The organism is Vibrio hannami (assembly GCF_029589055.1).
GTDB lineage: Bacteria > Pseudomonadota > Gammaproteobacteria > Enterobacterales > Vibrionaceae > Vibrio > Vibrio hannami.
The window spans coordinates 251275-264755 of sequence record NZ_JARQZP010000006.1; the positions used below are offsets into that span (position 1 = coordinate 251275).

15 protein-coding genes are annotated in these 13481 nt (G+C 46.7%); 13 read left to right on the forward strand and 2 right to left on the reverse strand.

From position 1 onward, the window contains the following. Positions 1-7 precede the first annotated feature (7 nt). The 13 genes from gspD to cysQ all read left to right on the forward strand — a co-directional run bounded on the left by gspD (position 8) and on the right by cysQ (position 11952). Complete coding sequence (gene gspD, locus P7F88_RS12435) at positions 8-2029, forward strand: type II secretion system secretin GspD (RefSeq protein WP_277825143.1); 2022 nt, start codon at positions 8-10, stop codon at positions 2027-2029. Beyond that, the gene (gene gspE / locus P7F88_RS12440; RefSeq protein WP_277825145.1) at positions 2029-3519 is read left to right on the forward strand and encodes a type II secretion system ATPase GspE; all 1491 of its coding nucleotides are present in this window, start codon (positions 2029-2031) and stop codon (positions 3517-3519) included. The genes gspD and gspE overlap by 1 nt, the downstream gene beginning before the upstream one ends. Further along, positions 3519-4739 carry a type II secretion system inner membrane protein GspF gene (gspF, locus tag P7F88_RS12445; protein ID WP_277825148.1) on the forward strand — a complete coding sequence of 407 codons (1221 nt, stop codon included), beginning with the start codon at positions 3519-3521 and terminating at the stop codon, positions 4737-4739. The genes gspE and gspF overlap by 1 nt, the downstream gene beginning before the upstream one ends. Positions 4740-4954: 215 nt before the next feature. Beyond that, positions 4955-5401 (forward strand): type II secretion system major pseudopilin GspG, encoded by a 447-nt coding sequence (gene gspG, locus P7F88_RS12450; protein ID WP_277825150.1) that lies wholly within the window; start codon positions 4955-4957, stop codon positions 5399-5401. 38 nt (positions 5402-5439) lie between these two features. Beyond that, entirely contained in the window at positions 5440-6036 is a 597-nt protein-coding gene (gene gspH / locus P7F88_RS12455; RefSeq protein WP_277825152.1) for a type II secretion system minor pseudopilin GspH, read from the forward strand. Next, positions 6033-6392 (forward strand): type II secretion system minor pseudopilin GspI, encoded by a 360-nt coding sequence (gene gspI, locus P7F88_RS12460; protein ID WP_277825154.1) that lies wholly within the window; start codon positions 6033-6035, stop codon positions 6390-6392. The genes gspH and gspI overlap by 4 nt, the downstream gene beginning before the upstream one ends. Continuing rightward, entirely contained in the window at positions 6379-7050 is a 672-nt protein-coding gene (gene gspJ / locus P7F88_RS12465) for a type II secretion system minor pseudopilin GspJ (protein WP_277825156.1), read from the forward strand. Before gspI ends, gspJ begins: the two co-directional genes overlap by 14 nt. Then, on the forward strand, positions 7050-8054 hold the full coding sequence (gene gspK, locus P7F88_RS12470; RefSeq protein WP_277825157.1) for a type II secretion system minor pseudopilin GspK: 1005 nt from the start codon (positions 7050-7052) through the stop codon (positions 8052-8054). The genes gspJ and gspK overlap by 1 nt, the downstream gene beginning before the upstream one ends. Next, a complete protein-coding gene (gspL, locus tag P7F88_RS12475; protein ID WP_277825159.1) occupies positions 8047-9261 on the forward strand; it encodes a type II secretion system protein GspL in 1215 nt (404 codons plus the stop codon). The genes gspK and gspL overlap by 8 nt, the downstream gene beginning before the upstream one ends. Next, on the forward strand, positions 9258-9752 hold the full coding sequence (locus tag P7F88_RS12480; protein WP_277825161.1) for a type II secretion system protein M: 495 nt from the start codon (positions 9258-9260) through the stop codon (positions 9750-9752). The genes gspL and P7F88_RS12480 overlap by 4 nt, the downstream gene beginning before the upstream one ends. 1 nt (position 9753) lies before the next feature. Continuing rightward, positions 9754-10512: a type II secretion system protein N gene (locus P7F88_RS12485; RefSeq protein ID WP_277825163.1), complete on the forward strand. Its 759-nt coding sequence runs from the start codon at positions 9754-9756 to the stop codon at positions 10510-10512. A 50-nt stretch (positions 10513-10562) separates the two neighbouring features. Next, a complete protein-coding gene (gene nudE / locus P7F88_RS12490; RefSeq protein ID WP_277825165.1) occupies positions 10563-11120 on the forward strand; it encodes an ADP compounds hydrolase NudE in 558 nt (185 codons plus the stop codon). A gap of 10 nt (positions 11121-11130) precedes the next feature. After that, positions 11131-11952 (forward strand): 3'(2'),5'-bisphosphate nucleotidase CysQ, encoded by an 822-nt coding sequence (gene cysQ / locus P7F88_RS12495; protein WP_277825167.1) that lies wholly within the window; start codon positions 11131-11133, stop codon positions 11950-11952. A 120-nt stretch (positions 11953-12072) separates the two neighbouring features. Here cysQ and nfuA read toward each other — a convergent pair whose 3' ends face one another. Together nfuA and P7F88_RS12505 are read right to left on the reverse strand one after the other, a co-directional pair. Then, a complete protein-coding gene (gene nfuA / locus P7F88_RS12500; RefSeq protein WP_277825169.1) occupies positions 12073-12660 on the reverse strand; it encodes a Fe-S biogenesis protein NfuA in 588 nt (195 codons plus the stop codon). A gap of 84 nt (positions 12661-12744) precedes the next feature. Next, positions 12745-13455, reverse strand: coding sequence for a phosphoribosyltransferase family protein (locus tag P7F88_RS12505; protein ID WP_277825171.1), 711 nt, complete (start codon positions 13453-13455; stop codon positions 12745-12747). Between the last annotated feature and the right edge of the window lie 26 nt (positions 13456-13481).

A 13481-nucleotide genomic window follows, 5' to 3' on the forward strand; every position in this document is an offset into this window, starting at 1 on the left:
GTATTGTGTGAAAAGGTGGTTAAGCAAAAGCGCCTGGCTTTTGATGGGCAGTTTAATGTGCTCGCCTTCAATGGCAAATGAGTTTAGCGCTAGCTTTAAAGGTACGGATATTCAGGAGTTCATCAACATTGTTGGACGAAACCTGGAAAAAACCATCATTGTGGATCCCTCCGTCAGAGGGAAAATTGATGTACGCAGCTACGATGTTCTGAATGAAGAGCAGTACTATCACTTTTTCCTGAATGTACTGGAAGTGTATGGCTTTGCCGTTGTTGAAATGGAAAACAACGTGCTTAAGGTCATTAAGGCAAAGGATGCTAAAACGTCCGCAATTCCCGTTATTGATAGCGGTAAAAATGTGGCTGGCGACTCTGTCGTCACTCGAGTTATTGCTGTTCGAAATGTATCTGTTCGTGAATTGTCCCCTCTTTTAAGGCAGTTAAACGACAATGCCGGTGCTGGTAACGTTGTTCACTACGATCCTGCCAACATCATTTTGATTACCGGACGTGCTGCGGTAGTCAACCGACTTGCTGAAATCATCGAAAAAGTGGACCGCGCCGGTGATAAAGAGATTGAAGTCGTTGACCTAAAAAACGGTTCTGCGTCCGAGATGGTACGTATTGTTGAGGCACTGAATAAGACAACTGATACCAAAAACACCCCTGCTTTTCTTCAGCCTAAATTGGTTGCTGATGAGAGGACCAATGCGGTTTTGATTTCTGGTGACCCAACAGTGCGCAAGCGTCTGCGTAAGCTTATTGAGCAGCTAGATGTTGAAATGGCAACCAAGGGTAACAACCGGGTTGTTTACCTTAAGTATGCAAAAGCAGAAGAACTGGTTGATGTGCTGAAAGGCGTATCCGACAACATTCAGAAAGAGAAACAGGGTGGCGCTAAGCAAAGCTCATCCCGAAACAGTGAGGTGATGATTTCTGCTCACCCCGATACCAATGCATTGGTTATCTCAGCACAGCCAGATGTGATGAATGCGTTGGAAGATGTAATTGCTCAGCTTGATATCAGGCGTGCACAGGTGCTTATTGAGGCCTTGATTGTTGAGATGACAGAGGGTGATGGCGCTGAATTTGGTGTTCAATGGGGATCGCTGGACTCTGGCTCAGTCATTCAGTATGGAAATACGGGTGCATCAATAGGTCAGGTGATGGTTGGTTTAGAAGAAGCGAAGGATACAACCACCACGACTGCAGTATACGATAGTGATGGTAATTTCCTTCGTAACGAGACCACAACCGATCAAGGTGACTATTCAACATTGGCCTCTGCGCTTTCTGGTGTTAATGGCATGGCGACCAGCTTAATCTTTGGAGACTGGACCGCCCTGATTAGTGCGGTGAACTCAGATTCTAACTCTAATATTCTGTCATCGCCAAGCATCACAGTCATGGATAACGGAGAAGCATCGTTTATTGTTGGTGAGGAAGTTCCTGTAATTTCCGGTTCGACAACCAGCTCAAACAATGACAATCCTTTCCAGACGGTTGAACGCCAGGAAGTGGGCGTAAAGCTTAAAGTGACCCCGCAAATAAACGAAGGTGATTCAGTACAGCTGAACATAGAGCAGGAAGTATCCAGCGTGCTTGCTGCCGACGGAGCGGTGGATGTTCGCTTTGCTAAACGCCAGCTTAATACATCGGTCATGATTCAAGATGGTGAAATGCTGGTGATTGGTGGTCTTATTGATGAGTATACTCAGGAGAGTGAATCTAAAGTGCCTTTCCTGGGTGATATTCCAGTTTTAGGTGCACTATTTAGCTCTACCTCCAATTCCGTTGAAAAACGTAATCTGATGGTATTTATCAAGCCAACGATTATACGAGACGGTATGACGGCTGATGGTATCACTCAACGTAAATACAATTATATGAGAGCCGAGCAGCTGTACAAAGCGCAGGAAGGTATGGCGTTACTTCCCAACGATCTGCCCGTACTTCCGGTATTTGGGTCAGATATGAATTACCCTGCTGAAATACAAGCATTTATCGATCAGTTAGAGGTTATTAAGTAATGGTGGATGTAGTGGGGTTTCATCTGCGTCTGCCATTCAGTTTTGCAAAGCGTCACCAGGTGGTACTTGAGTACCTTGCCGATAGCGATAAGCCAGTTTTGTATTTTGTTGCACCACTGAGTATGAGTACGCTGACGGAAACCAGACGAGTCCTCAGAGCGCCGTTTGCACCCATTGAGCTGGATAAAGACGCATTTGAGGAAAAACTGACACAAGCCTATCAGCGTGATTCGTCAGAAGCGCGTCAGTTGATGGAAGATATCGGTGCGGATGATGACTTTTTTTCTCTGGCGGAAGAGCTGCCGGAAAATGAGGATCTTCTTGAATCCGAAGACGATGCTCCCATTATCAAGCTGATCAACGCAATGCTTGCGGAAGCCATCAAGGAGGGCGCATCGGATATCCATATTGAGACGTTTGAAACTGCGCTATCGATTCGGTTTAGGGTGGATGGTGTGATGCGTGAAGTGCTGGCGCCAGGCCGCAAGCTCGCGCCACTTCTGGTCTCTCGCGTCAAAGTTATGGCGAAGCTGGATATTGCGGAAAAACGCGTTCCTCAGGATGGCCGTATCTCGCTTCGAATTGGTGGCCGCGCTGTTGATGTGCGTGTCTCTACCATGCCTTCTTCTCATGGTGAGCGTGTCGTGATGCGATTGCTGGATAAAAACGCAACCCGACTCGATCTGCATAGCCTTGGTATGACGGATTTGAATCACGATCAGTTTGAAAAACTGATCGCTCGCCCACACGGCATCATTCTGGTTACCGGCCCGACAGGCTCTGGTAAATCTACGACTCTATACGCAGGCTTGCAGGAGCTAAACAGTACTGAGCGCAACATTCTTACTGTTGAAGACCCGATTGAGTTTGATATTGATGGCATTGGTCAGACTCAGGTTAACCCGAAGGTTGATATGACATTTGCTCGCGGGCTAAGAGCTATTTTGCGTCAGGACCCTGATGTTGTGATGGTAGGGGAAATCCGCGACCTTGAAACCGCTCAGATAGCGGTTCAGGCATCGTTAACCGGGCACCTGGTGATGTCCACGCTGCATACAAATACTGCGGTTGGTGCGATTACCCGCTTAAGAGACATGGGGATTGAACCTTTTCTTATCTCTTCATCATTGCTGGGCGTTTTGGCTCAGAGGCTGGTGCGAACACTCTGCCCGAGCTGTAAGCAGCCTTATGAGGCAGGCAGTGTTCAGAAAGAACAGTTGGGCGTTGATACTTCGGAGCCTCTTATTCTTTATCGCGCTCAGGGGTGTGATGCCTGTAACGGCAAAGGATATAGGGGAAGAACCGGTATCCATGAGTTGCTTCTGATTAACGATGATGTTCAGGCGTTGATACACAGCGAGCAAGGTGAGCAGGCGATAGAAAAAGAGATTCGCCGATATACCCCAGGTATTCGTGATGATGGATTGTCAAAGGTTCTTCAGGGTATTACTACCATAGAAGAAGTAATGCGCGTCACTAAGGAAAGCTGATGGCGGCGTTTGAATACAAAGCTCTGGACGCCAGAGGCAAACAAAAGAAAGGCGTTCTAGAAGGTGATAACGCTCGTCAGGTCAGGCAGCGACTGAAGGAGCAAGGGCTTGTTCCGGTTGAAGTCATCGAAACCAAATCTAAAAGCAACGGGTCGACTACTGGCAATGCAGGAGCTTTCCAAAGAGGGATCAGTGTCAGTGATTTGTCTCTGTTAACTCGACAACTGGCAACCCTGGTGCAAGCTGCAATGCCACTCGAAGAGTGCCTAAAAGCGGTTGCGGAACAATCAGAAAAAGCCAGAATTCAGAACATGCTGATGGGGGTGCGCTCAAGAGTGGTTGAAGGTTATACCCTTGCCGATAGCCTTGGTGATTACCCGCACATCTTTGATGAACTGTTTCGCTCTATGGTAGCGGCGGGAGAAAAGTCCGGCCACCTGGATGTGGTACTGAATCGTATTGCCGACTATGTAGAAAATCGCCAACAGATGCGCTCAAAACTGCAGCAAGCTTTGGTTTATCCATCGGTATTAACGGTGGTTGCGATTTCTGTAGTGGCATTTCTTCTGGCGACCGTTGTTCCTAAGATAGTCGATCAATTTGTTGAAATGGGTCAGGAGCTACCAGGACCAACGCAGATACTACTCAATTTAAGTGAATTTGTTCAGCACTGGGGTGTCTATGTTCTGCTGGCGATGATTGTCTTTAGCTTGATAATCAAGGCGCTGCTTAAAAAGCCGTCCATTCGCCTGTCATGGGATCGAAAGGTATTGAACATGCCATTAATCGGTAAGATTGCACGAGGCATAAATACATCCAGATTTGCCCGAACTCTTTCGATTTGTACCTCTAGTGCCATTCCTTTGCTCGATGGAATGAAAGTCGCGGTGGACGTGATGACCAATCAGTATGTGAAAGAGCAGGTGCTGATTGCAGCAGACAAGGTAAGAGAGGGTGGCAGCCTGAGAAAGTCTCTCGAACAGACAAAGCTTTTCCCGCCAATGATGTTGCACATGATTGCCAGCGGTGAGCAAAGTGGCGAGCTTGAGCAAATGCTGACAAGAGCTGCGGACAATCAGGACAGAGACTTTGAGTCTACAGTGAATATCGCGCTTGGCCTGTTCACTCCGGCGGTTGTTTTGCTGATGGCCGGTATGGTTCTGTTTATTGTCATGGCAACGCTGATGCCAATATTGGAAATGAATAATTTGGTCTCGTAATAGCTAACCGTCATTCCGCCAGCGAAGGTTGGAATCTAATTAACAGTTAGCAGATCCCGGACAATTGCTTAGGCAATTTCCGGGATGACAAATTAAGAGTTATGCCTTCGCAGGAATCTACAGGCTATCGTCATTCCGCTAGCCGCGCGCCAGCGAAGGCAGGAATCTAGTTTAGTAAATATAAAAAAATACCAGTTGGTTAACTGGGAGGAATAATGAAAAAGTTTAATAAGAAACAGTCAGGCTTTACCCTTCTTGAAGTGATGGTTGTTGTCGTTATTTTGGGTATTCTGGCGGGTTTCGTCGCTCAGAGTATGTTTGGTAATGTCGATACCGCAAAAGTGCAAAAGGCGGTTGCCGATATTACTTCTCTGGAGAGTGCGCTTGGTCGTTACCGACTCGATAACAACGTATACCCAACAACCGACCAGGGCTTGGAAGCACTGGTAACTAAACCAAGTGGTAACCCTGAGCCACGCCGTTACCCTGAAGAGGGATATATCAAGCGTCTTCCTAAAGACCCTTGGGGCTATGATTACCAATACCTTAGCCCTGGCGACAACGGCACCATTGATATCTTCAGTTATGGCGCTGATGGTCAGGAAGGTGGTGAAGGCATTAATGCTGATATCGGTAACTGGAACCTTCAGGATTTCCAGTAATTACTGAAACTCAACGCGCCACACCAACGGATCAACGGATGAAAAAAAGCAACAACCAGGCGGGTTTTACACTACTGGAAATCATGCTTGTGCTGGTTTTGCTTTCACTTGGTGCGGTTGCGGTTGTGATTAATCTGCCTTCAAGCCAGGAGGATTTAGCCAAAGAAGAAGCGATGCGCTTTTTTCACCGACTTCAGCTTTTAAATGAAGACGCTATCCTCAACGGGAAAGATTTTGGCATCCGGTTTGAGGCTGTTTCCAACCGATATAAGTTTCTTGAGTTAACACAGGATGGCTGGCAACTGACCGATTCAGATTACTTTTCTGAGCGGAAGATAGACTCTGGCTTAAAACTTGGTTTCGTGCTTGGCAGTGATGCATGGAATAGCAACCAAAGTCTGTTTGATAACACGACTCTGTTTGATGAAGAGATGTTTGCTGAGTTTAAGGATAAAAAGCAGCAAAAACCACCTCAGGTGTTTGTTCTTTCCAGTGGCGAAATTACCCCATTTGAAGTGAGCCTCTTTGCGGATAACCAAAAAGAGTCAGAGTCACGCTGGCGAGTGAAAGCACTTGAGTCAGGGCTTATTGAGCTGCTTGAGCCGGGTGACTCTGGTGCGGAGGATAGCCAGTGAAGCAGTGTGTTAAAGGGATGACACTGATTGAAGTGCTTATTGCATTAGCGATTTTTGCTACGGCATCGCTCAGCGTTATGCGGGCGGTGAGCCAGCATACGAACACGCTTAGCCATCTGGAGGAGCGAATGTTTGCTTCCATGGTGGTGGATAATCAGATGACGCTGATTTTGCTTGAGGGCGCACCAACATCAACCAAAAAAGGGAAGACAGAGTTGGCAGGTGTCGAGTGGTATTGGCAAGCCACTCCGGTAAAAACGGTTGCTGACTACATCAAGGGCGTCGATGTCAGTGTTTTCACAGACAAAGAGATGAAGGATCCTATTGTTACGGTGCGCAGCTATGCAACTAAGTAACAAGCATCGAAGTGCACCATGTTCAAATAAATCTGCGGGCTTTACGCTTATCGAAGTGCTGGTTGCGATAGCCATTTTTACCATGTTGAGCTTTTCTGCTTATCAGGTACTGGATCAGACTCAACAGTCTAATCAGCAATCCATTGACAAAACCCAGCGGATAAAAGAGCTGCAACGAGCCATGGTGACCATCGATAATGATTTTCGGCAGATGGCGCTCAGGCAGTTCAGACACAATGGTGAAGAGGCCTCGTCCAGGCTTATCTGGTGGGGTAATGGCCTGTTGGAATCCGAAAGTAATGGTGTTTTGTTTACAAGGCTTGGCTGGCAAAATCCACAGCAGATGTTCCCGAGAGGAGAAGTGACCAAGGTTGGTTATCGAGTTAAGGAGAACCGGCTGGAAAGGGTGTGGTGGCGATTCCCCGATACCCCTTCCGGGCAAGAGGGGATAGTGACGCCACTGCTTTCCGGAGTAAAAAAAATTGGTATGCGTTTTTTGGGCTCAGATGGCTGGAAAACCAGCTGGGAAGAGGCTTATTCCCTGCCTAAGGCGGTAGAGTTTACGCTAACTCTGGAAGACTACGGAGATATCTCCCGGGTGTATCTGACCACGGGCGGTAAGCTGGACGTTGCTGACAACCAGGAGGAAGATGAGTGATGAACAAGTATTGCCCTCATCGCTCATCGCAAAGTGGTGTAGCACTCATCGTCGTTCTTTTGATTCTGGCGGTCATGGTTTCATTGGCGGCCACCATGTCGGACCGTCTGTTTACCAGCTTCAAACGAGCGGAAAACCAGAAGTACCATCAGCAGGCTTACTGGTATGCGATTGGTGTCGAGGCATTAGCAAAATATGCCGTTGATGAGAGTAAGCAAGATGGTGATACGATAAACATGAGTCAACCCTGGGCGCTGGAAGAGCAGGTTTATCCGCTTGATGACGGTCAGGCAGCCGGCCATATCAGAGATATGCAATCATGCTTTAATCTCAATGCGCTGGCGGGAGAGTTGCAGACGACGGGTGATTCAACGAAACCCTATTTAGTCACCGTATTGCAGCTGACTCTTGAAGAGCTTGGCGTTGACAGCTACAAAGCAGAAGTGATTGCCGATTCCGCGTACGAGTTTCTCGATAGCAATGATAGCGCAGCGACCAATTTCGGAGTAGAAGACAGTACTTATGAGAGCTTGCAGCCTTCGTATTTGACGCCGGGCAATGTGGTTGCTGACGCTTCCGAGTTCCGGGCTATCTATCAGACCGACCCTATCGTGATGCGCCTGATAGCGCCGATTTTATGTGCGATTCCGACGGATGACTGGCGGCTTAATGTCAACACCATCGATGAAAACGGCGCTTATCTGCTTACAGCTCTGTTTTCACCGAACTTAAGCCTTAGCGATGCTCAGGCATTGGTGGATAATCGCCCGTTTGATGGTTGGCAGAGTCTGGATGACTTTATGGACGAGAGCCGGATTGCCAGTATAGATGGTAGTATTAAAGAGCGGGCAAGAGGTTATCTGACGGTAAACAGTAACTACTTTGAGCTTGATGCTCAGGTCATGGTAGAAGATTCCAGGGTAAGAATTAGAAGCTTACTCTATAGTGAAAATGGTGATGATGTAGAAGTAGTACGTCGTCGATTTGGAGGAATTAGTGAGTGAGTTCTTAACGGTTCGGTTGAGCCGGCAGGAAGAGAAGCCGATTGGCTGGTTAGTCTGGTCAACCTCTCAAAATGAAATCATTGCTAGTGGTGAGTTGTCAGACAGGGAGCAGTTGGAAGAGCTGACTGATTACGCGCAGCAAAGGACCACGATTTTACTGCTTGATAGCAGTGATTTGATTTTGTCTGATGTTGATGTCCCGGCAGGAGCCGCAAAGCAACTAGATAAGATGTTGCCGTATATCATGGAGGAAGATATTGCCCAGAATGTAGAGAGTCTTCACTTTCATATCCTTAAGAAAACGGCCTCAATAGCTTACGTAGCTGCGGTTGAGCGAGACTATCTCCAAGGCACGCTGGATAGATTAAATAAGCTCGGAATCGAAGTTAAAAAGGTCCTTCCCGATGTGCTTGCTCTGCCATATTCAGAGGATGCCATTTCTGCCGCTCAGCTGGGCGATCAATGGTTATTCAGAAAAGGCGAATATCAGGGTTTGGCTCTGGAGAGTGCATGGCTACCGCATTTTGAGGTTTCGGGCTGGAACAGTGATGGTGAAAGAGTCATTCCAGTGAATAGCTATACTCCGGCTCCAACGTTGAGTGGTGAATCACTGGGCTGGCAAGAGAAAGAGCCAGAGCTGGTGATGCAGCTTCTGGCAAAAGGCGCGATATTTTCAGGTATTAACATTCTTTCGGGGTCGTTTAAGCCCCAGTCGGCCATTCTTAAAAACCTGAAAGTTTGGAAAGGGGCTGCGATAGCGGCATGTTTGCTCCTAATGGTCATGGGGGTAAAAAACTACGTTGATGTTAGCCGGGCTGAAGTGCATGCATCGGCGTACCGGGCGGAAAGTGAACGTATTTTCAGAAGCATATTTCCGGACAAGCAAAGAATACCGACGGTCAGCTACCTGAAAAGAGAGATGGATGCAGAAGAGAGCCGACTTTCTGGCTCTGGCTCAGAAGATACGGTTCTGAGTTGGCTGGCGAGTCTTCCTGCTGCACTGGAAAACAAAAAAGATATCGATATCAAAGCAATAAGGTTTGATGCTAAGCGTGGTGAAATGAGAATCGAAGCTCAGATGGCGGATTTTCAGGCCTTTGAGGTGGTTAAAACAGAGTTGGAGGAGCACTTCTCTGTTACTCAGGGACCATTAGGCCGAGAGGGTGAAAAAGTGTCTGGTAGCTTTGTTCTAAGGAGGCAGGAATGAACGCATTGAAGCAGTCTATTTATTCCTGGTGGAGCAGCATTACCCGAAGAGAGCAGCGATTGGTGGTTATCTGTGCCAGTCTGATTGCTCTGGCAACCATATACTTGGGCGTGATTCAGCCGATGAGTGTCCGGTCTGAGCAGGCACAAACCCGCATAAACAGTGAAAAGCAGCTTCTTAACTGGGTAGAGAATAAAGCGGATAAAATCACGTCGCTGCGAAGCAGTGGCGGGCGCACCTACTCAAATACTCCGATGAATCAGGTGGTTTCTTCTTCGGTTACTCGATACCGAATGGAGCTGGTAAGGATTCAGCCAAGGGACGAATCTCTTCAGGTATGGGTTAAACCGGTGTCCTTTAACCAGTTGATTGACTGGCTGGCTTTTCTTAAAGAAACGCAAGATATCGGTGTCGAATTTATGGAACTCTCTGCCACCGATGCGGCGGGTATGGTCGAAGTGAAAAGGCTTCAACTGAAGAGAGGTATCTAAAGTGAAGCGGTTATTTCATCTGTTTCTTCTCTTTTTTATTGTTCTGGCTGCTAGTGTGATTGCCCACTTACCAGCCTCATTTGTCTATCAGCAGAGCCCTGCAATCAGAGGGCTGGATGTGTCCGGTATTTCCGGGACAATATGGCATGGTCAGGCAAATGACGTTCGCTGGCAGGGCACCAATGCAGGTCAGGTTCGCTGGGACTTCTCTGCATTAAAGTTGTTTCAGGGTAAGGTTGAGTATTCATTGAGGTTTGGTAAGGGTAGTGACCTTGAGTTAACAGGTACAGGTGCCGCTGGTTATAGTCTTCAGGGGCCTTATATCAGCAATGTGCTCGCTTCGATGCCGGTCAGTAAGATAACAGAGAGAGTAGCAATACCAGTGCCAGTAGAAGCTAAAGGTACGCTAGAGTTAACTCTGAATAACTATGTATATGCGCAGCCATGGTGTAAACAAGCGGAAGGAGCGCTGGTCTGGAATGGCGGCAAGGTTGACTCTCCTCTTGGAACCCTTGAACTTGGAACTGTTTTTACCGATTTTACCTGTAGTGAAAACAAGATCGAATTAAAAGGCGATCATGATGCGCCTCAGGCATCTGGGGCGGTTTCAGCAGAGCTAACACCGAACATGCTGTATAAGTTGTCAGCATGGTTTAAACCTGGTGCAGAGCTGCCGGATTCTATGAGTTCACAGTTAAAATGGCTGGGTAATCCAGATAATGATGGCCGGTATGTATTTGAGCTGTCAGGTAAGCTTTAGCTGTGATAGATTCGTTGTTAACAAAAAATCAATAAATAAGGGAGAAAGCTATGCCTGGCAATAAGAAACCAATAATTAAATCGGTTGAACTGGTTGCGAAGTCTAAGCTTTTTTCAATTGAATCTCTTGAGCTCGAGTTTTCAAACGGTGTTCAGAGAACCTACGAACGAATGAAGCGCAGTGGCCGTCAGGCTGTATTAATGGTACCGATCACTGAGGATGGCGACCTGCTGTTAGTAAGGGAGTATGGCGCCGGAACAGAAGAATATGAGCTTGGCTTTCCAAAAGGTTTGGTCGATTTAGGTGAAACTCCTGAGCAAGCTGCCGATAGAGAGTTAAAGGAAGAAATTGGCTTAGGAGCCAGAAAGCTGACACCGCTAAAAGAAGTGGTTCTGGCACCGTCATATTTTTCCAGCAAGATGACTCTGTTTGTAGCAAGAGATCTCTACCCAGAAAAACTGGAAGGGGATGAGCCTGAGCCACTGGAAGTTGTAAGGTGGCCGCTTCAGCAGGCAGAAGAGCTGTTAACGCACATGGATTTTAGTGAAGCGAGGAGTATTGCCGCTTTAATGCTGACATTGAGACAACTCTCACTGGAATCCGAATAAGGAACATATAATGGCGAAAGATCTTTCAAATCTGTTGCCTTCAGTGATTGAAGTTGCAAGAGCGGCTGGCCAGCTGATTCTGGATATCTATGAAAACAAAGAGTACGAGGCTTTTACCAAGTCAGATTCTACTCCCGTTACCAGTGCGGATTTAGCTGCTCATAAGCTGGTTACAGAAAAGCTTAGTGAGCTTACGCCTGATATTCCGGTTCTATCTGAAGAAGATGCAGATATTAGCCTTGAAAAGCGTTCCCAGTGGAACCGTTACTGGCTGGTTGACCCGTTGGACGGTACTCAGGAGTTTATTGCCCGAAGTGGTGATTTTGCCACTATTATTGCGCTGGTGGAAGACAACAAACCGATAATGGGCGTGGTTTATGCACCCGTTTCAGGGGTTACCTATTTTGCGTATGACGGAAAGGGTGCCTGGAAAATTCCTCAACTTGGCGAATCTGTGCAGATTCAGACTCACCTTCATGATGAAGATAGTCAGTCACTGGCGATTGCGATTAGCCGCAGGCAGGATATCAATAATATTACCAGCCGTATGTGTCCTTCATGGAACTATGACTTAGTTCCCCTGGGTTCTGCTGCTCTGAAGGCCTGCCTGGTTGCAGAGGGTGCCGTGGATTGTTATCTGCGTTTGGGTCCAACCGGTGAATGGGATACGGCAGCAACACAGTGTATCGTTCAGGAAGCGGGCGGAAGAATTTTAAGTACTCAGTTAGAGGCTCTTTCGTACAATGAGAGAGATACGTTGGAAAATCCAAACTTTATTGTATTGGGCGATGAAAGATTACCCTGGGATCAGATCCTTAAAGTTAAGGACTAGGTATTAGGTAACAGGACGGGCTGCGCCCTACAGGTGTTAGGTAAATAAAAACGCGAAGATATAAACTTCGCGTTTCAATACTCAAACTTTTAAGTAACCTGTAACCTGTAACCTGTAACCTTAGTAATAAGAGTGCTCACCTCGAGCGTGCTCTGTAGAGTCACGAACCGCAGTCAATTCGCCTTCAAATTGCTGAAGAAGCTCTTTTTCAATACCTTCTTTCAGAGTTACATCTACCATTGAACAACCGTTACAGCCACCACCGAAGGTAACTAGTGCTACACCATCTTCAGTGATTTCATTCAAGCTTACATGGCCGCCATGACCAGCCAGCTGAGGGTTTACCTGAGTTTGAATAGCGTAATCAACACGCTCCATCAGAGAAGCATCGTCGGATACTTTACGCATTTTTGCATTAGGTGCTTTAAGTGTTAGCTGAGACCCCATTTTGTCGGTTACAAAGTCGATTTCAGCGTCTTCAAGAAACGGCATGCTAAGCTCGTCAACAAAAGCTGAGAAACCTTCGAATGGCATCTCAGTATCAGCAGCTTCAACGGCTTCTGGTGGGCAGTAAGAAACACCACACTCCGCATTAGGAGTTCCTGGGTTTACAACAAATACACGAATATTGGTACCTTCAGGCTGCTGCTCCAGAAGTTTCGAAAAGTGAGCCTGAGCATTTTCTGTGATAGTAATTATATTTGACACGACTAATACCTGAGTAAAATTGTAGGTTATTTCCAAATCATTGTACTCCTGTTGTAAAAGGATGCCACCTTTTTTTAACACGCCCTAATTATCAGGTTCAGGAGTACGGCATATGCAATAAATATCAATTTTTTCTACTTCAAACTCAAGGAGTAAGTTGCATAAATGTCGTACCGTACTGCCTGTTGTCACTACGTCGTCGATGATAGCGACGTGTTTTTCCATCGGAGGGGCTTTCATTTTAAATGCGCCACGCAAGTTACTTTTTCTCTCATTTAAGGACAAACCCTGCTGCGGTGGTGTTGATTTAATTCTCTGAAAAACATTTTTTGTAATGATCGGCGAGTTCAGGAGGTGCTTGCTGAGGAAATAAGCCAGAACCTCACTTTGGTTGTACCCCCTGGAAACTTGCCTTTTCCAATAGAGTGGCACTGGAATGAGGATAGGTGCAGGTTCCTTAATTCTTGTTGCCAGCAATGATGTAAGGTCGAAAGCTGTTTGGTAATTGTGCTGATACTTGAGGCCGGATATGTAATTAGAGATAGGTGGCTGATAGTCACTAATACAATACAAACGATCCCAGGCTGGTGGCTCTTTGAGGCATCGACCACATTTCTCGGTATTTTCTATGGTAGTTAATCCACAGCACTGGCAACGAGGTGTAGCGACAAAATATCGTAAGCAATAGTTGCACCAGATAGATTGATTCTTTGGATCGTTAATGGTGAGACCACATAAATCGCATTCGGAGGTACAATGTCGGTGAATTTTATCTCTGATCCAATTTGAGAGCATGATGCCTTAGTGATAAGTTGGTTTCT

Bases quoted from the DNA above. Each gene is read 5' to 3' on its own strand.
- P7F88_RS12505 (WP_277825171.1), bottom strand. From the start codon at position 13,455: ATGCTCTCAAATTGGATCAGAGATAAAATTCACCGACATTGTACCTCC.
- gspH (WP_277825152.1), top strand. From the start codon at position 5,440: ATGAAAAAAAGCAACAACCAGGCGGGTTTTACACTACTGGAAATCATG.
- gspJ (WP_277825156.1), top strand. From the start codon at position 6,379: ATGCAACTAAGTAACAAGCATCGAAGTGCACCATGTTCAAATAAATCT.
- cysQ (WP_277825167.1), top strand. From the start codon at position 11,131: ATGGCGAAAGATCTTTCAAATCTGTTGCCTTCAGTGATTGAAGTTGCA.
- gspK (WP_277825157.1), top strand. From the start codon at position 7,050: ATGAACAAGTATTGCCCTCATCGCTCATCGCAAAGTGGTGTAGCACTC.
- gspE (WP_277825145.1), top strand. From the start codon at position 2,029: ATGGTGGATGTAGTGGGGTTTCATCTGCGTCTGCCATTCAGTTTTGCA.
- gspF (WP_277825148.1), top strand. From the start codon at position 3,519: ATGGCGGCGTTTGAATACAAAGCTCTGGACGCCAGAGGCAAACAAAAG.
- P7F88_RS12480 (WP_277825161.1), top strand. From the start codon at position 9,258: ATGAACGCATTGAAGCAGTCTATTTATTCCTGGTGGAGCAGCATTACC.
- gspG (WP_277825150.1), top strand. From the start codon at position 4,955: ATGAAAAAGTTTAATAAGAAACAGTCAGGCTTTACCCTTCTTGAAGTG.
- nudE (WP_277825165.1), top strand. From the start codon at position 10,563: ATGCCTGGCAATAAGAAACCAATAATTAAATCGGTTGAACTGGTTGCG.